Origin of the sequence: Thiomicrorhabdus sp. Milos-T2 (genome assembly GCF_000702325.1) — a bacterium.
GTDB lineage: Bacteria > Pseudomonadota > Gammaproteobacteria > Thiomicrospirales > Thiomicrospiraceae > Thiomicrorhabdus.
The window spans coordinates 291885-307907 of sequence record NZ_KL370891.1 but is presented as its reverse complement, the minus strand read 5'-3'; the positions used below and the strand labels follow the sequence as shown (position 1 = coordinate 307907).

29 protein-coding genes are annotated in these 16023 nt (G+C 39.0%); 1 reads left to right on the top strand and 28 read right to left on the bottom strand.

Annotated features, from left to right (window positions below; genetic code table 11):
- The first annotated feature begins 91 nt into the window (after window positions 1–91).
- A complete protein-coding gene (locus BS34_RS0101340; RefSeq protein WP_051640618.1) occupies window positions 92–943 on the top strand; it encodes a DUF2927 domain-containing protein in 852 nt (283 codons plus the stop codon).
- A 520-nt stretch (window positions 944–1463) separates the two neighbouring features.
- Here the strand turns inward: BS34_RS0101340 and BS34_RS0101335 are convergent.
- From BS34_RS0101335 to rplC, 28 genes are all read right to left on the bottom strand, one after another.
- A complete protein-coding gene (locus BS34_RS0101335; protein WP_029406761.1) occupies window positions 1464–2204 on the bottom strand; it encodes a tRNA threonylcarbamoyladenosine dehydratase in 741 nt (246 codons plus the stop codon).
- Window positions 2201–2938, bottom strand: a complete 738-nt coding sequence (locus tag BS34_RS0101330; RefSeq protein ID WP_029406760.1) for a TatD family hydrolase — start codon at window positions 2936–2938, stop codon at window positions 2201–2203. Before BS34_RS0101330 ends, BS34_RS0101335 begins: the two co-directional genes overlap by 4 nt.
- Window positions 2939–2995: 57 nt before the next feature.
- Window positions 2996–3376, bottom strand: coding sequence for a 50S ribosomal protein L17 (rplQ, locus tag BS34_RS0101325; protein WP_029406759.1), 381 nt, complete (start codon window positions 3374–3376; stop codon window positions 2996–2998).
- Window positions 3377–3392: 16 nt separating this feature from the next.
- Window positions 3393–4373, bottom strand: coding sequence for a DNA-directed RNA polymerase subunit alpha (gene rpoA / locus BS34_RS0101320; RefSeq protein ID WP_029406758.1), 981 nt, complete (start codon window positions 4371–4373; stop codon window positions 3393–3395).
- A 27-nt stretch (window positions 4374–4400) separates the two neighbouring features.
- Entirely contained in the window at window positions 4401–5021 is a 621-nt protein-coding gene (gene rpsD / locus BS34_RS0101315) for a 30S ribosomal protein S4 (RefSeq protein WP_029406757.1), read from the bottom strand.
- A 14-nt stretch (window positions 5022–5035) separates the two neighbouring features.
- Complete coding sequence (rpsK, locus tag BS34_RS0101310) at window positions 5036–5431, bottom strand: 30S ribosomal protein S11 (protein WP_029406756.1); 396 nt, start codon at window positions 5429–5431, stop codon at window positions 5036–5038.
- Window positions 5432–5452: 21 nt separating this feature from the next.
- The gene (gene rpsM / locus BS34_RS0101305; RefSeq protein ID WP_029406755.1) at window positions 5453–5809 is read right to left on the bottom strand and encodes a 30S ribosomal protein S13; all 357 of its coding nucleotides are present in this window, start codon (window positions 5807–5809) and stop codon (window positions 5453–5455) included.
- 87 nt (window positions 5810–5896) lie between these two features.
- A complete protein-coding gene (gene secY / locus BS34_RS0101300) occupies window positions 5897–7204 on the bottom strand; it encodes a preprotein translocase subunit SecY (protein WP_029406754.1) in 1308 nt (435 codons plus the stop codon).
- Window positions 7205–7206: 2 nt separating this feature from the next.
- On the bottom strand, window positions 7207–7641 hold the full coding sequence (gene rplO, locus BS34_RS0101295; RefSeq protein WP_029406753.1) for a 50S ribosomal protein L15: 435 nt from the start codon (window positions 7639–7641) through the stop codon (window positions 7207–7209).
- Between the two features lies 1 nt (window position 7642).
- On the bottom strand, window positions 7643–7831 hold the full coding sequence (gene rpmD, locus BS34_RS0101290; protein WP_029406752.1) for a 50S ribosomal protein L30: 189 nt from the start codon (window positions 7829–7831) through the stop codon (window positions 7643–7645).
- Window position 7832: 1 nt separating this feature from the next.
- Entirely contained in the window at window positions 7833–8342 is a 510-nt protein-coding gene (rpsE, locus tag BS34_RS0101285; RefSeq protein WP_029406751.1) for a 30S ribosomal protein S5, read from the bottom strand.
- Window positions 8343–8356: 14 nt separating this feature from the next.
- Window positions 8357–8710, bottom strand: a complete 354-nt coding sequence (rplR, locus tag BS34_RS0101280; protein WP_029406750.1) for a 50S ribosomal protein L18 — start codon at window positions 8708–8710, stop codon at window positions 8357–8359.
- Between the two features lie 12 nt (window positions 8711–8722).
- A complete protein-coding gene (rplF, locus tag BS34_RS0101275) occupies window positions 8723–9256 on the bottom strand; it encodes a 50S ribosomal protein L6 (protein ID WP_029406749.1) in 534 nt (177 codons plus the stop codon).
- Window positions 9257–9266: 10 nt separating this feature from the next.
- Window positions 9267–9662, bottom strand: a complete 396-nt coding sequence (rpsH, locus tag BS34_RS0101270; protein ID WP_029406748.1) for a 30S ribosomal protein S8 — start codon at window positions 9660–9662, stop codon at window positions 9267–9269.
- A 12-nt stretch (window positions 9663–9674) separates the two neighbouring features.
- A complete protein-coding gene (gene rpsN / locus BS34_RS0101265; RefSeq protein ID WP_029406747.1) occupies window positions 9675–9980 on the bottom strand; it encodes a 30S ribosomal protein S14 in 306 nt (101 codons plus the stop codon).
- A gap of 9 nt (window positions 9981–9989) precedes the next feature.
- Entirely contained in the window at window positions 9990–10529 is a 540-nt protein-coding gene (rplE, locus tag BS34_RS0101260) for a 50S ribosomal protein L5 (protein ID WP_029406746.1), read from the bottom strand.
- A gap of 17 nt (window positions 10530–10546) precedes the next feature.
- Window positions 10547–10861, bottom strand: coding sequence for a 50S ribosomal protein L24 (gene rplX, locus BS34_RS0101255; RefSeq protein ID WP_029406745.1), 315 nt, complete (start codon window positions 10859–10861; stop codon window positions 10547–10549).
- A gap of 10 nt (window positions 10862–10871) precedes the next feature.
- Complete coding sequence (gene rplN, locus BS34_RS0101250) at window positions 10872–11240, bottom strand: 50S ribosomal protein L14 (protein ID WP_029406744.1); 369 nt, start codon at window positions 11238–11240, stop codon at window positions 10872–10874.
- Between the two features lie 149 nt (window positions 11241–11389).
- Window positions 11390–11653, bottom strand: coding sequence for a 30S ribosomal protein S17 (rpsQ, locus tag BS34_RS0101245; protein ID WP_029406743.1), 264 nt, complete (start codon window positions 11651–11653; stop codon window positions 11390–11392).
- A 2-nt stretch (window positions 11654–11655) separates the two neighbouring features.
- Window positions 11656–11847, bottom strand: a complete 192-nt coding sequence (gene rpmC / locus BS34_RS0101240) for a 50S ribosomal protein L29 (RefSeq protein WP_029406742.1) — start codon at window positions 11845–11847, stop codon at window positions 11656–11658.
- Window positions 11848–12261, bottom strand: coding sequence for a 50S ribosomal protein L16 (gene rplP / locus BS34_RS0101235; RefSeq protein ID WP_029406741.1), 414 nt, complete (start codon window positions 12259–12261; stop codon window positions 11848–11850).
- Window positions 12262–12275: 14 nt separating this feature from the next.
- A complete protein-coding gene (rpsC, locus tag BS34_RS0101230; protein ID WP_029406740.1) occupies window positions 12276–12956 on the bottom strand; it encodes a 30S ribosomal protein S3 in 681 nt (226 codons plus the stop codon).
- A gap of 11 nt (window positions 12957–12967) precedes the next feature.
- The gene (rplV, locus tag BS34_RS0101225; RefSeq protein WP_029406739.1) at window positions 12968–13300 is read right to left on the bottom strand and encodes a 50S ribosomal protein L22; all 333 of its coding nucleotides are present in this window, start codon (window positions 13298–13300) and stop codon (window positions 12968–12970) included.
- A 12-nt stretch (window positions 13301–13312) separates the two neighbouring features.
- Window positions 13313–13588: a 30S ribosomal protein S19 gene (rpsS, locus tag BS34_RS0101220; RefSeq protein ID WP_029406738.1), complete on the bottom strand. Its 276-nt coding sequence runs from the start codon at window positions 13586–13588 to the stop codon at window positions 13313–13315.
- Between the two features lie 12 nt (window positions 13589–13600).
- Window positions 13601–14431, bottom strand: coding sequence for a 50S ribosomal protein L2 (gene rplB, locus BS34_RS0101215; RefSeq protein ID WP_029406737.1), 831 nt, complete (start codon window positions 14429–14431; stop codon window positions 13601–13603).
- An 11-nt stretch (window positions 14432–14442) separates the two neighbouring features.
- The gene (rplW, locus tag BS34_RS0101210; protein WP_029406736.1) at window positions 14443–14739 is read right to left on the bottom strand and encodes a 50S ribosomal protein L23; all 297 of its coding nucleotides are present in this window, start codon (window positions 14737–14739) and stop codon (window positions 14443–14445) included.
- Complete coding sequence (rplD, locus tag BS34_RS0101205) at window positions 14736–15341, bottom strand: 50S ribosomal protein L4 (protein ID WP_029406735.1); 606 nt, start codon at window positions 15339–15341, stop codon at window positions 14736–14738. The genes rplW and rplD overlap by 4 nt, the downstream gene beginning before the upstream one ends.
- A gap of 25 nt (window positions 15342–15366) precedes the next feature.
- Window positions 15367–16002, bottom strand: a complete 636-nt coding sequence (gene rplC, locus BS34_RS0101200) for a 50S ribosomal protein L3 (protein WP_029406734.1) — start codon at window positions 16000–16002, stop codon at window positions 15367–15369.
- Between the last annotated feature and the right edge of the window lie 21 nt (window positions 16003–16023).

The window sequence follows — 16023 nt, the reverse complement described above, 5'->3', positions numbered from 1 at the left end:
TAGAATTCATAACTATTAGTGATTCAAAATTCAGGCGCTTACTCAAATATTTTCTTATGTTTGCAATGTTAATAAATGGAAGAATAAAAGCATGTTCTTAATCAATAGAGTGAATTTTAATTTGAATCATTCAGCTCTTTTAATTTTAGTGATAGCACTATTTCTATATGCTTCGAAGAGCCCTGCGCAAAATATTCAGGGCAACAAACCACTCAATAAAACGCAAAACCAATTTAGCGATTGGCAGACCCCACAATATATTCTTAAAGCATTTCAGGAGATTGCGCTTAAAAACGAGTATAAAAAAAGTAACAAACGTATCGTAAAGTGGCAACAGCCAATTCGTTATCGATTTGATTATCAAAAACTGAAAAGAAATCAATTAGTAGAAACTCTATTTAAAACCCATCTAAAGCATTTAGCAGACATTACAGGGTTAAATATTCAACCCGCAATAAATTCAGATGCAAACTTAATTATCTATCTCACTACCGATAAAACCTACGCCGATGTGATTCATCGTTTTACCCGTTCAACGGTTAAAAATATCGCCAAAGACAGTAATTGCATGGGAAATTACAAAACCAATAAACAGAATGAAATTACACAAGCTGAAGTTGTACTTCCCGTAGATCACGATTACAGCCGTGGACTTCTTGTAGCTTGTGTTGTAGAGGAAACCACTCAAGTTTTAGGATTACCAAATGATGCTAGCTGGGTAAACCCGAGCATCGCCAATGACGATAGTAAAATAGAATTGCTGACCGGTTTGGACTATATATTTTTAAAATTACTTTATGATTCTAAAATCAAAGCAGGCATGTCTCAATTACAGAGTCAAAGAATACTCAAAAAAGAAATTACAAAACTTATTAACTCTGGAGTCGTTAAAAATGCCGCTAAAACGGTTAATTCAAAAGGTCTTTACCAATTGGTAAACTAAGCTAGTTTTGCCTTGATTTGTAAAAAATTAAAATTAATCTGGCAAGACAGCAGTTTATTTCTAACCTAACTTGATGAAAATCCATTATCAGATTTGAGTTATTTTCCAATTTTGTGATACTTAATATTGAAGCTTGGACAAACGCCTTAAGTCCCCCCTTGTAATAAATGGTGCAAAGTTCTTAGCGTAGTGAACGATTAAAAAACGTTGCTGTTTGAGCGTGGCGAGTTCAGCGTTTTCAGTTCACAAGCTTAGAACTTGCCCTTTTATGGAGCGGGGTTTGCTTTTTGGTTACTTTTTTGCCAAATTGCAAAAAGTAACGGGAAGCCTGAGTGACAAAATTTAAGGCAAAGGCATGATATTCAAAAAGGCTTCTCAATCGCTATACGGTCTGATTAAATCTAAGCTTTTACACTTAATTAAACCTGTAGAAACCTACAAGGCCTGGTAAGTTACATTTTTGACAATGAGTTTTGCTCATGGTTATTACTTAGACAAATCTCTTTAATAAGAATCAAAGCTACGGCTTAGGGTGAGCAATCTGGGTAATGACATAGCCTGCTAACATTAGCCCAAAAATACCCGGCATATAACTCGCTGTTCCATTCACTACACGACCACGTGCCCCTTCTATTTCTTCCATTGGTCCTGGTGCTTGAGGTATCTCAGTAGAGAAGACGGTCATAACCCCTTTTTTAATACCTTGTTTTTTGAGTCTTTGGCGCATATTACGGGCTAAAGCACAGCCATGGGTTTTTGATATATCAGCCAAGGCTATTTTAGACGGGTCAATTCTACGACCGGCTCCCATACTTGATACAACTGGAACGCCCTTTTCAACCGCCGTAATTACTAGGTTTGCTTTACAATTTAGGCTATCTATTGCATCCACCACAAAATCAAATCCTTGGCTAGATTGGGTTAATAATGGCTCCATATCTTCAGGGGCTAAAAAGGTTTGGAGAACATTAACCTTACATTGTGGATTAATCTCAGCAATTCGTTGAGCCATAACTATGGCCTTATTGGTACCAATCGTTGAGTTAAGCGCAATAATCTGACGATTCTTATTAGAAGCAGAAACATCATCATGATCAACTATGGTTAATTCACCCACACCGGCTCTTGCTAAGGCCTCAATCACAAAACCGCCTACGCCGCCAACACCCGCGACAAGCACATGAGAGTTGATTAAATTAAGCAATCCTTGTTCTTCAAATACCAGTAAACTTCTTTCATACAGTTCATCGTTTATATTCATAATGCATTTCTTTTAAATATTTTTTGAGCATTATAATCAGTTTGTTGAATAACGTCTTCAATTGGAATAGATAAGAGCTTAGCGACACATTCCGCAATCGTATTAATATCAGCAAGAGATGAACTTACCAGGCCTGGTAACTTTATATTGGGGTAATCTGTTTCAAGAACAATATGCTCTAAACCAAAATATTTTATTAAAGCATGATAACGATTAGCATTCTCTCTTACAGCCACACCATTTACACCAAATTTAAAGCCCAAATCAATATACTGTTTGGCTATTTCTATACTGGTTCCTAATCCATGAATAACACCAAAAGCATGCTTGCTTTTAAGTAACAACAACATCTCATTATGTGCTTTGACACAATGCACAGAGAGGGCTAACTGATTACTTTCAGCTAGGTTTAGTTGCTTTTGAAAACACTCAATCTGGTTTTCTCTAGTGTGTTTGTATGACTCATTAAAATCCAAACCAACCTCTCCTATTGAAGCAATATTATTACTTTGTAGAAGGCGTTCTAAGACAACTAAGTCAGATACAAATGATTCCGTTACAAACCAAGGATGAATTCCAATAGCAGGAAGTACATTGGCATGTTTTCGTGAAAATTTAATTGTGTTAGACCAATCATCAACATTAGTTGAAACATTTAAATAGGAATTTAAAGAATTAGGAAAACGAGTAGAAGAATTTAAATAGGAATTAAGATGACAGTGAGTGTCAAACATAGAAAAGCTTTTTAAAAGATATAAAAAAGCCCGCTAAGAGCGGGCCTTTAAATCTGATTACTCAGCAGCAGAATCAGTAACCGGATGGTCAACTAATTCAACAATTGCCATTGGTGCATTATCACCAGGGCGGAATCCACATTTTAAAACGCGGATATATCCACCTGGACGACCTTGGTAACGAGGACCAATTTCGCTGAATAACTTACCAACAGCTGCTTTATCGCCTAAGCGTGCAAACGCAGTACGACGGTTATGTACGCTGTCATTTTTTGCCAACGTGATTAAAGGCTCAGCAACTCCGCGAAGTTCTTTAGCCTTTGCAACCGTAGTACGAATCACTTCGTGTTCGATAAGTGAAGCAGACATGTTTTTAAACATTGCCTTACGGTGCGAGCTGTTACGATTTAACTTACGACCTGTCTTACCATGACGCATGATAGCTTCCTTATAATTAAGCTGACTCTTTACTTACCAAACTTGCTGGTGGCCAGTTTTCTAATTTAGTACCTAGACTCAAACCTCTTTGAGCAAGAACATCTTTGATCTCTTGCAGAGATTTTTTACCTAAGTTTGGAGTCTTAAGTAAGTGAGGCTCAGCTCTCTGTACTAAATCACCAATGTAATAAATTTGTTCTGCTTTCAAACAGTTAGCTGAACGGACTGTTAACTCTAAATCGTCAACAGGCTGTAAGAAGATAGGATCAAATTCGTTCTCTTCTTCTTCCGGTGCAACAACTTCTTTATGCTTAAGATCAACAAAAGCATTAAGCTGATAGTGAAGAACCGTTGCCGCTTGTTTAATAGCGTCTTCAGGGTCTAAAGTTCCATCAGTTACTACATCAAGAATTAACTTGTCTAAGTCAGTACGCTGTTCTACACGAGCGTTCTGTACTTCGTAACTTACTGTATGAACAGGGCTAAAACTAGCGTCTAAACGAAGAACACCAATCTGTGAATCTTTAGCAGTAGGAGCTGCACGGTAACCCATATCTCTCTCTACTTTAAGAGTCATATTCAACTCTGAACCTTCTGAAACATGTGCAATAACATGATCAGGGTTAGCGATTTCAGTATCGTGATTTAATACGATATCTGAAGCACGAACAACAGCCGGACCTTTTTTATTCAGTGTCAACTCAGCGCTTTCAGAAGCGTTAAGTCGTACTGCAACTTCTTTAAGGTTTAAAAGAATTTCTAAAACATCTTCTCTTACACCTTCAATTGAAGAGTATTCGTGTAAAACACCATCAATTTGGGCTTCTACAATAGCAGCACCAGGCATAGAAGATAATAGAATACGACGTAAAGCATTACCAAGTGTGTGACCATAACCACGTTCTAATGGTTCTAAAGTTACACGGCTATGAAAAGCTGTTTTTCTATCAATGTCTACTAAACGTGGCGTTAGCAACTGTTCTAACATCTCTTGCATTAGAAGTTATCTCCGTAGTATCAAAGTTTACTTAGAGTAAAGCTCAACAATTAAGTTTTCTGAAATATCAGCAGATAAATCTGTACGATCAGGAACATTTTTAAATGTACCTTCAAATGCAGATTTGTTTACTTCAACCCAGCTTACTCCACCAGCTTGTGCATTTAATTCTAATGCAGTCGCGATACGAGTTTGACTACGAGATTTCTCTCTAATAGAAACGATGTCACCTGAACCCACTTCAAAAGAAGGGATATTCACTGCTTGACCGTTAACTAGGATCGCTTTATGAGATACCAATTGACGTGCTTCAGAACGAGTAGAAGCAAAGCCCATACGATAAACAACGTTATCTAAACGGCTCTCAAGAATTTGCAACAAGTTAACACCTGTTGAACCTTTACGACGATCCGCTTCTTTATAATAAAGACGGAATTTTTTCTCTAGTACACCGTACATACGACGTACTTTTTGTTTTTCACGTAACTGTAAGCCGTACTCAGTTACTTTTTTGCGCCCTGCTCCGTGTTGACCAGGTAGTTGATCAATCTTACACTTAGATTCGATGCTACGAACACCGCTTTTTAAGAAAAGATCAGTACCTTCACGACGAGCAAGTTTACACTTTGGACCAATATATCTAGCCATGTTAACCTCAAATATTAAACGCGACGTTTCTTAGGTGGACGGCAACCATTGTGTGGAATCGGAGTTACATCTGCAATAGATGTAATTTTGAAACCAGCACTATGTAAACCACGAACAGCTGAATCACGGCCAGGTCCAGGACCTTTAACCATTACTTCCATGTTCTTAACACCATAGTCGTGAGCCATTTGACCTGCTCTCTCTGCAGCAACCTGTGCAGCGAATGGAGTACTCTTACGAGACCCACGGAATCCACTACCACCAGAAGTTGCCCAGCAAAGTGCATTACCTTGACGATCTGTGATAGTCACAATTGTGTTGTTAAAACTTGCATGAACATGTGCAACTGCATCAGTTACAACCTGTTTTGCCTTCTTTTTAACACGCGAATTTGCTTTAGCTTTTGCCATATCTAATCTCGCAATTATGCGTTATCTCTTAATAGGTCTTACAGGACCTTTACGAGTACGTGCATTAGTTTTTGTACGTTGTCCACGTAAAGGTAGACTACGACGGTGACGAATTCCTCGGTAACAACCCATGTCCATCAAACGTTTGATGTTCATAGATACTTCACGACGAAGATCACCTTCAATTTTATAATTTGTTACTTCTGAACGAAGTGCTTCTAACTGCTCTTCAGTTAGTTCTCGAACCTTCGTGGTCGGGTCTAATTTAACAGCTTCACAAAGTGCTTTAGCTGAAGTAGAACCAATCCCGTAGATCGAAGTCAATCCAATAACAATATGCTTGTTAACTGGAATGTTTACGCCGGCAATACGAGCCATTTTGCGCTCCCTTTAATTCCATCTACTGAAAAACGGGCAATTATACACGTCTTCCAACCTAAATACCAGATATATAACTACTTTTAGTTATTTACCTTTTAAATTTGCTTTCTTCATCATTCCTTCGTACTGAGTAGACTGCATCTGTGCTTGTACGGCTGTCATGAAATCCATAACAACAATTACGATAATCAGCAAAGATGTTCCACCAAAGTAGAACGGAACGTTCCAATATAAAATAAGGAATTCTGGTAACAAACAAACTGCCGTGATATATATTGCGCCGGCTAAAGTTAGACGACCCATAATACTATCAATATGACGTGCTGTTTGTGCACCTGGTCTGATACCTGGTAAATAGGCACCTGATTTTCTTAAGTTATCAGCTGTTTCTTTCGGATTAAAAACAATCGCAGTATAAAAGAAACAGAAGAAGATAATAGCCATTGCATACAAAAGTACATAAAGCGGCTGACCTGGTGACATCGTCGTTGCGATGTCCTTCAACCATCCTAGACCTTCAGCACTACCGAACCAACCACCTAGCGTAGCTGGAAATAGAATAATACTTGAAGCAAAGATGGGAGGAATCACTCCAGCCATATTAAGTTTAAGTGGAAGATGTGACTCTTGACCACCATATAACTTACGCCCACGCATCTTTTGTGCATAATGAACCGGAATGCGTCGTTGACCACGTTCAACGAAAACAACAAACGCAATAACAGCAAATACTAAAGCTAACAATACAAAAATTGTAATTGCATGCATAGCACCTGTATTAACCTGTTCAAATGTACCACCAAGAGCTGACGGTAAACCTGCTACGATACCGGCAAAGATAATCAAAGATATACCATTACCAATACCACGTTCAGTAATCTGTTCTCCTAACCACATTAGGAAAATCGTACCACCTACTAGAGTAATTACTGCCGTAAGTCTAAACATTAGACCTGGATCAATAACTACAGACATACCGTTAACATTCTGCGATTCAAGTGCAATAGCAACACCAATGGCCTGGAAGGTAGCGAGAACAACAGTACCATATCGAGTGTACTGTGTAATCTTACGACGACCTTGCTCACCTTCTTTCTTTAGTTGCTCCAAAGTTGGAGAAACTATAGTAAGAAGCTGCATGATTATCGATGCCGAAATGTACGGCATAATTCCAAGGGCAAAGATGGATAAACGCTGAAGAGCACCACCAGAGAACATGTTAAACATGTCTAAGATAGTACCCTTTTGCTGTTCAAACATTGCTGCTAGAGCAACTGGATCAATTAATGGTACAGGGATATGAGTCCCTAATCGATAAACGATTAAAGCTCCCAAAACAAATAAAATTTTGTTTTTTAAATCACCCATACCTGATGCAATAGAACTATTCATAATTAGGCTTCTACTGACCCACCAGCAGCTTCAATAGCCGCTTTGGCACCAGCAGTTGCTTTAATGCCTGACAATTTTACTGCTTTAGATAATTCACCTGAGCAAATTACTTTAACAATTTTAATCTTATCACCAATAACATCTGCAGCTTTAAGTGCAGCGATATCAATAATATCAGCATCAATTTTTGCTAATGTATCTAGACGAATCTCAGTTGCGTATGCAGATTTGCGTGAAGAGAAACCAACTTTTGGCAATCTTCTTTGAAGAGGCATTTGCCCACCTTCAAAACCAATCTTAGGCATACCACCAGAGCGAGATTTTTGACCTTTATGACCACGGCCACCCATCTTACCCCAGCCAGAACCTTGACCACGTCCAACACGCTTTTTAGAAGGTTTTGAACCTTCAGCAGGTTTTAGAGTATTTAATAGCATCTTATGCGTCCTCTACCTTAAGCAAATACGAAACCTTATTGATCATTCCACGATTTTCTGGAGTATCAATTACGGTTTTAGTTTGGTGCATCTTTCTCAGACCAAGACCAGATACACATGCTCTATGAGCTGGTAAACGACCAATGGTGCTTTTTACCAACGTCACTGTGACATATTTTTTATCTGACATCTTACTCACCTACAATTTCAGAAACTGTTTTACCACGTTTAGCAGCAATATAATCAGGACTTGAAATACCTGACAATGCATTAACCGTAGATCGAACAACGTTAACTGGGCGTGTAGTTCCTACACATTTAGATAGTACATCTTTAACACCTGCAGCTTCTAAAACCGCACGCATAGCACCACCAGCAATAACTCCAGTACCTTCAGAAGCAGGAAGCATAACAATGTTAGCTGCACCCTGTTTGAAGTTAATTGGGTATTGGATAGTACCGTTGTTTAAGTGTACGTCTTTCATGTTACGACGTGCTTTTTCCATTGCTTTTTTGATCGCCACAGGCACTTCGTTAGCTTTACCGCTACCGTAACCTACTTTACCTTCTCCATCACCAACAACTGCTAGTGCTGAGAATGCAAATACACGACCACCTTTTACAACTTTAGCAACACGACGAACGTTTACTAACTTTTCAATTAGACCATCTTGTCCGTCTTGTAATTCACGTGAAGACATAATTAATCCTTCTATTAAAATTCAAGACCGTTTTCACGGGCTGATTCTGCTAATTGTTGGATGCGTCCGTGATATTTAAAACCAGAACGGTCAAAAGCAACAGCTGTAATTCCGGCAGCTTTTGCTTTTTCAGCAATTGCTTTACCTACTGCAGCAGCAGCATCTTTATTACCACTGTTACTAATTTCTTTCTTAACGTCCGCTTGCACAGTAGAGCTTGAAGCAATTACTTCAGAACCTGTAGCAGAAATTAACTGTGCATAAATATGCTGAGACGTACGGTGTACGCAAAGTCTTGGCATTTTAAGCTCGTTAATTTTCCCACGAGTTTTCTTAGCTCTACGAAGACGGGCTGTTTTCTTATCCATATCAACTCAGCCTTATTTCTTCTTAGCTTCTTTACGTAAAATGCGCTCACCAGCATACTTAACACCCTTACCTTTATAAGGTTCAGGAGGACGGTATCCACGGATTTTAGCAGCAACTTGTCCAACAACTTGCTTGTCTGCGCCTTTTACAATGATTTCAGTTTGGCTTGGAGTTTCAACAGTAATACCTTCAGGTAATTCATGTTTAACTGGGTGTGAAAAACCTAAAGTAAGGTCTAACACTTTACCTGCTGCTTTAGCACGGTAACCAACACCAACTAATTCTAATTTCTTTTCATAACCATCTGTTACACCAATAACCATGTTATTAATAATTGAACGCACAGTACCAGCATGTGCCCAACCATTAGCAGCACCGTCTACAGGTGAACAGTTGATAACGCCATTTTCATTCTTAACGATAACTGAAGAGTTAAACTCTTTAGTTAAAGACGCTTTAGAACCTTTAACAGTTACAGAGGTACCATTAATAGATACTTCTACACCTGCAGGTAAGTTCACTGGAGCTTTTGCAATTCTAGACATAATATTTTCCTTATGCTACGTAGCAAATAACTTCGCCACCGATACCAGCTTGGCGAGCATCGCGGTCAGTCATAATACCTTTTGACGTTGAAATTACAGCGATCCCAAGACCGCCAATGACTTTAGGTAACTCATCTTTGTTTTTATAAACACGTAGACCTGGACGGCTTACACGTTTAATCATTTCAATAACTGGTTTACCATCAAAATATTTAAGGTCAACTGAAAGTTCAGATTTACCTTCATTCTCATTAATGCTGAATGTAGTGATAAAGCCTTCATTTGTTAAAAGTTCAGCTACAGCTGCTTTTAACTTTGAAGAAGGCATTACAACATTCGAATGACCAGCCATTTGGCCGTTACGAATGCGTGTTAACATATCAGCAATTGGATCAGACATACTCATAGATATTTATCCTTACCAACTGGCTTTTCTTAGTCCAGGAACATCACCTGTCATGGCTAATTCTCTTAGCATGTTACGTGACAATCCAAATTTTCTATAAACACCGTGAGGGCGTCCTGTAATACGACAACGATTACGTTGACGAACAGGAGATGCATTACGTGGAAGAGCAGCTAGCTTTTCCATTGCATCCATGCGCTCTTCGAAACTCAAAGACATATCTACAGATGCTTTTTTTAATGCAGCACGTTTCTCTGCATATTTAGCAACTGTTTTAGCGCGCTTTGCTTCACGCATAATCATTGATTGCTTAGCCATTAGAAACCTCTATTTCTTAAACGGAAAGTTAAAGGCTTCTAAAAGAGCTTTCGCTTCATCGTTAGTTTGTGCTGTAGTAGCAAAGTTGATATCCATACCACGGATTTTATCAACTTTTTCAAACTCGATTTCAGGGAAAATAATTTGCTCTTTAAGGCCTAAGTTGTAGTTTCCACGACCATCAAAAGCTTTCGGATTTACACCACGAAAGTCACGTACACGAGGTAACGCGATATTGATAAGACGATCTAAAAACTCATACATCTTTTCACCACGTAAAGTCACTTTACATCCTAAAGGGTATCCATCACGGACCTTGAAGGAAGCAACTGATTTACGAGCTAAAGTCTTTATTGCTTTCTGACCGGCAATTGCTTCCATGTCAGATACAGCACTATCTAAAACTTTTTTATCACCAATAGCTTCACCAACACCCATGTTGATCGTGATTTTCGTCAACTTAGGAGCTTGCATTGGAGATTTATATTCAAATTGTTCTACTAATTTAGAAACAACTTGTTCTTTATACATTTTTTGTAATCTTGCCATCTTTAAAACCCCTTTAATTAAGCGTCAACCGCTTTACCATTAGATTTAAAGAAGCGGATCTTTGTTTCACCTTCAACTTTAAAACCAACCTTGTCAGCTTTATTTGTTTCAGGATTAACTAAAGCCACATTTGAGGCATCGATTGGCATCTCTTTAGAAACAATACCACCTTGCGCACCTGTCATTGGGTTTGCTTTAGTATGCTTCTTTACTAGGTTGATACCATCTACCAGAACTTTACCGTTAGCTAGAATAGAAGAAACAGAACCGCGTTTCCCCTTATCTTTACCAGTAATAACGATAATTTCATCACCTTTTTTTAAACGATTCATTACGTCTTCCTTATAGAACTTCAGGAGCTAAAGAAACGATTTTCATAAACTTATCGTTTCTTAACTCACGAGTTACTGGGCCGAAGATACGTGTTCCAACTGGTTCTAACTTACCATTAAGAATTACAGCAGCATTGCCATCAAACTTAATTAAAGAACCATCTTGACGTCTTACACCTTTAGCTGTACGAACAACTACGGCGTTATAAACATCACCTTTCTTCACTTTTCCACGTGGCGCAGCTTCTTTTACGCTCACTTTAATTACGTCACCAACACCAGCGTAACGACGTTTTGATCCGCCTAACACTTTGATACATTGGACGCGTTTTGCTCCACTGTTGTCAGCGACATCAAGCACAGTTTGCATCTGAATCATGGTGGTACTCCATCCATAAACTAAAAATTACTTACAGCACAAAAACCACCAAAAAGAACAGTCCCTAATTTAAAATTAGGCTTAATCTTTTAAGTGGCTAAGTAGATTCCGGGAATTATAACAGATAATTTTCGGAATTGCTATAAAACTTAAATTTTTGCTTTTTCGTCGATACTTACTAAAGTCCAAGACTTGTTTTTTGAGATTGGTGCAGTTTCTTGAATAGTTACTGTATCACCAACACCACAAGCATTATCAGCATCATGTGCCATAACTTTAGTTGATTTTTTAACGAATTTTTTATATTTCGCATGTTTGATGAAACGTGCAATTGAAACAACGATAGAATCCTGCATACCATTACTTACAACAACACCTTGCATTGTACGTGCTTTACTTTCTTGACCAGCCATCTTTACTTACTCACTTTTTGACGAATGATGGTTTTAACACGTGCAATTGTACGACGAGTCGTCTTCAATTGCGCCGAATTAGATAACTGACCAGTTGCGTTTTGCATTCTTAGATTAAATTGCTCTTTCAAAAGATCAAGCAATTCAGCTCTAAGCTCTTCAACTGTTTTTTCATTTAATTCTTTAGCAGTCATTTACATCACCGTTTTAGTTACAACTTGTGTTTTGAAAGGCAGTTTAGCCGCAGCAAGATCGAATGCTTCGCGTGCTAATTGCTCATTTACACCCTGGATTTCATATAGAACACGTCCTGGCTGAATCTGAGCTACCCAATACTCAACACTACCCTTACCTTTACCCATACGAACCTCAAGAGGCTTGTTAGTAATTGGCTTATCAGGGAATACGCGAATCCAAATTTTGGCTCCACGTTTTACATGACGAGTCATAACACGACGACCAGCTTCAATCTGACGTGAAGTCATTCTTCCGCGCTCTAGGGCTTTAAGACCGAAATCACCGAAGCTAACTTTGTTTCCGACTTGCGCCAAACCACGGTTACGTCCTTTGTGTACTTTTCTAAATTTAGTACGTTTAGGCATTAACATAGTTAGTTATCCTTTTATTTACGGCCTTTTTTGCCCTTAGATTGATTATTATCATCCAATGCAAGCTTACCTAGCTTCTCACCTTTGAAAATCCACACTTTAACACCAATCTTTCCGTAGGTAGTGTCAGCTTCAAAAGTAGCATAGTCGATATCTGCACGGAAAGTATGAAGAGGAACACGTCCTTCTCTATACCATTCAGCACGCGCAATATCAGCACCGTTTAGACGACCTGAAACAGTTACCTTAATTCCTTCAGCACCGATACGCATTGCATTTCCTACAGCACGCTTCATTGCACGACGGAATTGGATACGCTTCTCTAATTGCTGAGCAATACTTTCAGCAACTAATTTAGCGTCTAATTCAGGCTTTTTAATTTCTTCAATGTTGATATTAACTGGTAAACCAGTTTTTGCAGTTAAAGCTTGCTTTAACTTCTCAATATCTTCACCTTTTTTACCAATAACAACACCTGGACGAGCTGTATGGATAGTTACACGAACTCCATTAGCTACACGCTCAATATTAATCTTGCTTACAGATGCATGTTTTAGCTTCTCATTTAATTCGTTACGAATCTCAACATCACTGATTAAATTATCAGAATAGTTTTTGCTATCCGCATACCAACGAGAATTCCAATCTTTTGTGATTCCAAGACGAATCCCAATAGGATGAACTTTTTGACCCATTCTGATTCTCCTTACTTATCGCCAACAGTTACAGTGATGTGACTGATACGCTTTAAAATACGATTACCACGACCCTTAGCACGAGCGCGCATACGCTTCATGATTGGTCCTGCATTAACAAATGCTGCAGTAACTTTTAATTCATCAATATCAGCACCTTCATTATTTTCAGCATTAGCAATAGCAGAGTTTAATACTGCTTTCATTAGGCTTGCAGCCTTCTTATCACTAAACGCTAAAATATTCACTGCCGTTTCGACATCTTTACCACGGATTAAGTCTGCTACTAAGCGAGCTTTCTGTGGAGAGATACGAGCAAATTTATGTGTTGCACTTACTTGCATATTATTCCCCTACTAGCGCTTGGCTTTCTTATCCGCAGCATGGCCGCGATAATAACGAGTCATTGAAAATTCACCCAATTTATGGCCTACCATGTTTTCTGAAACGAAAACTGGAATATGCTCTTTACCATTATGAACAGCGATTGTTAAGCCGATCATATCAGGTAAGATCATTGATCTACGAGACCATGTTTTAATTGGACGTTTATTACCAGATTCTTGTGCCTCTACCACTTTTTTATACAAGTGGTTATCAACAAAAGGTCCTTTTTTAACTGAACGTGGCATCAGTGTCCTTCCTTATTTTTTATTTCTACGACGTACGATCATTCCATCAGTACGCTTATTGCTACGAGTCTTCTTACCTTTAGTCGGAACACCCCATGGAGTAACAGGGTTACGTCCACCAGAAGTACGACCTTCACCACCACCATGTGGGTGATCAACAGGGTTCATCGCAACACCGCGAACAGTAGGACGAACACCACGCCAGCGTCTAGCACCAGCTTTACCTAATTTACGTAGACTGTGTTCAGAGTTTCCAACTTCACCGATAGTCGCTTTACACTCAGCTAAGATTTTACGCATTTCACCAGAACGTAAACGAACTAGAACGTATAAACCATCACGACCTACGATTGAACAAGAAGCACCTGCACTACGTGCAATTTGAGCCCCTTTACCAGGACGCATTTCTAAGTTATGAACAATAGTTCCAACTGGAATATTACGTAAAGGTAGACAGTTACCAACCTTGATTGAAACATTATCGCCAGTTTCTACAACATCACCTGCCGCTAGATTTTTAGGAGCAATAATATAAGAACGCTCACCATCTGCATACTTTAATAAAGCAATATGCGCAGTACGGTTAGGATCATATTCTAAACGCTCAACAGTTGCTGGAACACCAGCCTTAGAACGTTTGAAGTCAATCATACGGTAATGTTGCTTATGTCCACCACCGTGGTGACGAACAGTAATACGACCGTTATTGTTACGACCACCTGATTTTGATTTCTTTTCAAGTAGAGCTGAATGAGGTTTACCTTTGTGTAAACTTGGTTCAACAACACTTACAACAAATCGACGACCTGGAGAAGTCGGTTTAGAATTTTTTACAATTGCCATGTGTGAACTCCTTATTCAGCTGAAGCGAAATCAATGTCTTGCCCAGGAGCTAAACGAACAATTGCTTTACGCACACCATTACGCTTTCCTTGACGACCTTTGAATACTTTACGCTTACCTTTAAGGTTAATCATATTTACCGACTGTACTTTAACTTCAAATAAAGACTCAACTGCGGCCTTAACTTCTGTTTTAGTTGCTGTTGGTAAAACTTTAAACACGTATTGTCCAGCCGCATCAGCCATAAGAGCTGATTTTTCTGAAACATGCGGTGCTAGCAATACTTGTAGAATTCTTTCTTGATTCATGCTAATTGCTCCTCTAGCTGCTTAACTGCACCTTGAGTCATCACAACATTTTGGAAACCAATTAGGCTCACAGGGTCGATAGACGCAACATCACATACATCCGCACCATAAAGGTTACGAGCTGATAAATATAAATACTCATCAAAACCTTCAGTGATAACCAATGCATCAGAAATATTTAACTGTGCTAGTTTTGCATTAAATTCTTTAGTCTTTGGAGCTTCAACCTTGAAATCATCAACAACAATTAAACGACCTGTACGGTTAAGCTCTGCGAAGATAGAACGCATTGCACCACGGTACATTTTTTTGTTTACTTTTTGTGAGAAATCACGATTATGTCCAGGGAACGCACGTCCACCACCAACCCAAATAGGGCTACGGATAGTTCCGGCACGAGCACGACCAGTCCCTTTTTGATTCCAAGGTTTAGCACCACCACCACTTACTGCAGCGCGGTTCTTTTGACCCTTAGTACCTTGACGTCCTGCATTTATATATGCAGTCACTACCTGGTGAACAAGTGCTTCGTTGAAGTCAACACCAAATAAGGCATCAGATACTGCAACAGAACCATTCTCTTTACCAGAAGCTAATTCAATTAATTTTAAATCCATCATGCCCACCTTACTTAACAGCTTTACGAACAATGACAGTACTATTTTTAGCCCCAGGAACTGCACCTTTGATCAACAATAGACCATTTTCTGCATCAACCTTAACTAAATCTAAGTTCTGTGTTGTTTGTCTAACATCACCCATATGGCCTGACATTTTCTTACCTTTGAAAACGCGACCTGGAGTCTGGTTCTGACCGATAGAACCGTTAGAACGGTGAGAGATAGAGTTACCGTGAGTAGCATCCTGCATACCGAAGTTATGACGCTTAATACCACCTTGGAAACCTTTACCCTTAGTAGTACCAGTTACATCAACAACAGCGATTTCAGAAAAACGCTCAACAGTTAACTCAGAACCAACTTCAAGACCTTCCATTTCAGAATCTTCTGCACGGAATTCCCAAAGTCCTTTACCAGCTTCAACACCTGCCTTAGCAAAATGTCCAGCAGCAGGCTTGCTAACGCGCCCTGCATGCACTGATCCAGCGGTAACCTGAATCGCAGAATAACCATCAGACTCTAAAGTCTTGATCTGTGTAATACGATTTGGAGAAACTTCAACAACTGTTACTGGAGTTGAAATACCTTCATCATTAAAAACACGAGTCATTCCGATTTTCTTACCAATGATACCAATACTCATATCATTACCTCATTATTATAG

Coding starts and splice junctions, on each gene's coding strand:
- BS34_RS0101340 (WP_051640618.1), top strand. CDS start 92: ATGTTCTTAATCAATAGAGTGAATTTTAATTTGAATCATTCAGCTCTT.
- BS34_RS0101335 (WP_029406761.1), bottom strand. CDS start 2,204: ATGAATATAAACGATGAACTGTATGAAAGAAGTTTACTGGTATTTGAA.
- BS34_RS0101330 (WP_029406760.1), bottom strand. CDS start 2,938: ATGTTTGACACTCACTGTCATCTTAATTCCTATTTAAATTCTTCTACT.
- rplQ (WP_029406759.1), bottom strand. CDS start 3,376: ATGCGTCATGGTAAGACAGGTCGTAAGTTAAATCGTAACAGCTCGCAC.
- rpoA (WP_029406758.1), bottom strand. CDS start 4,373: ATGCAAGAGATGTTAGAACAGTTGCTAACGCCACGTTTAGTAGACATT.
- rpsD (WP_029406757.1), bottom strand. CDS start 5,021: ATGGCTAGATATATTGGTCCAAAGTGTAAACTTGCTCGTCGTGAAGGT.
- rpsK (WP_029406756.1), bottom strand. CDS start 5,431: ATGGCAAAAGCTAAAGCAAATTCGCGTGTTAAAAAGAAGGCAAAACAG.
- rpsM (WP_029406755.1), bottom strand. CDS start 5,809: ATGGCTCGTATTGCCGGCGTAAACATTCCAGTTAACAAGCATATTGTT.
- secY (WP_029406754.1), bottom strand. CDS start 7,204: ATGAATAGTTCTATTGCATCAGGTATGGGTGATTTAAAAAACAAAATT.
- rplO (WP_029406753.1), bottom strand. CDS start 7,641: ATGCTATTAAATACTCTAAAACCTGCTGAAGGTTCAAAACCTTCTAAA.
- rpmD (WP_029406752.1), bottom strand. CDS start 7,831: ATGTCAGATAAAAAATATGTCACAGTGACGTTGGTAAAAAGCACCATT.
- rpsE (WP_029406751.1), bottom strand. CDS start 8,342: ATGTCTTCACGTGAATTACAAGACGGACAAGATGGTCTAATTGAAAAG.
- rplR (WP_029406750.1), bottom strand. CDS start 8,710: ATGGATAAGAAAACAGCCCGTCTTCGTAGAGCTAAGAAAACTCGTGGG.
- rplF (WP_029406749.1), bottom strand. CDS start 9,256: ATGTCTAGAATTGCAAAAGCTCCAGTGAACTTACCTGCAGGTGTAGAA.
- rpsH (WP_029406748.1), bottom strand. CDS start 9,662: ATGAGTATGTCTGATCCAATTGCTGATATGTTAACACGCATTCGTAAC.
- rpsN (WP_029406747.1), bottom strand. CDS start 9,980: ATGGCTAAGCAATCAATGATTATGCGTGAAGCAAAGCGCGCTAAAACA.
- rplE (WP_029406746.1), bottom strand. CDS start 10,529: ATGGCAAGATTACAAAAAATGTATAAAGAACAAGTTGTTTCTAAATTA.
- rplX (WP_029406745.1), bottom strand. CDS start 10,861: ATGAATCGTTTAAAAAAAGGTGATGAAATTATCGTTATTACTGGTAAA.
- rplN (WP_029406744.1), bottom strand. CDS start 11,240: ATGATTCAGATGCAAACTGTGCTTGATGTCGCTGACAACAGTGGAGCA.
- rpsQ (WP_029406743.1), bottom strand. CDS start 11,653: ATGGCTGGTCAAGAAAGTAAAGCACGTACAATGCAAGGTGTTGTTGTA.
- rpmC (WP_029406742.1), bottom strand. CDS start 11,847: ATGACTGCTAAAGAATTAAATGAAAAAACAGTTGAAGAGCTTAGAGCT.
- rplP (WP_029406741.1), bottom strand. CDS start 12,261: ATGTTAATGCCTAAACGTACTAAATTTAGAAAAGTACACAAAGGACGT.
- rpsC (WP_029406740.1), bottom strand. CDS start 12,956: ATGGGTCAAAAAGTTCATCCTATTGGGATTCGTCTTGGAATCACAAAA.
- rplV (WP_029406739.1), bottom strand. CDS start 13,300: ATGCAAGTAAGTGCAACACATAAATTTGCTCGTATCTCTCCACAGAAA.
- rpsS (WP_029406738.1), bottom strand. CDS start 13,588: ATGCCACGTTCAGTTAAAAAAGGACCTTTTGTTGATAACCACTTGTAT.
- rplB (WP_029406737.1), bottom strand. CDS start 14,431: ATGGCAATTGTAAAAAATTCTAAACCGACTTCTCCAGGTCGTCGATTT.
- rplW (WP_029406736.1), bottom strand. CDS start 14,739: ATGAATCAAGAAAGAATTCTACAAGTATTGCTAGCACCGCATGTTTCA.
- rplC (WP_029406734.1), bottom strand. CDS start 16,002: ATGAGTATTGGTATCATTGGTAAGAAAATCGGAATGACTCGTGTTTTT.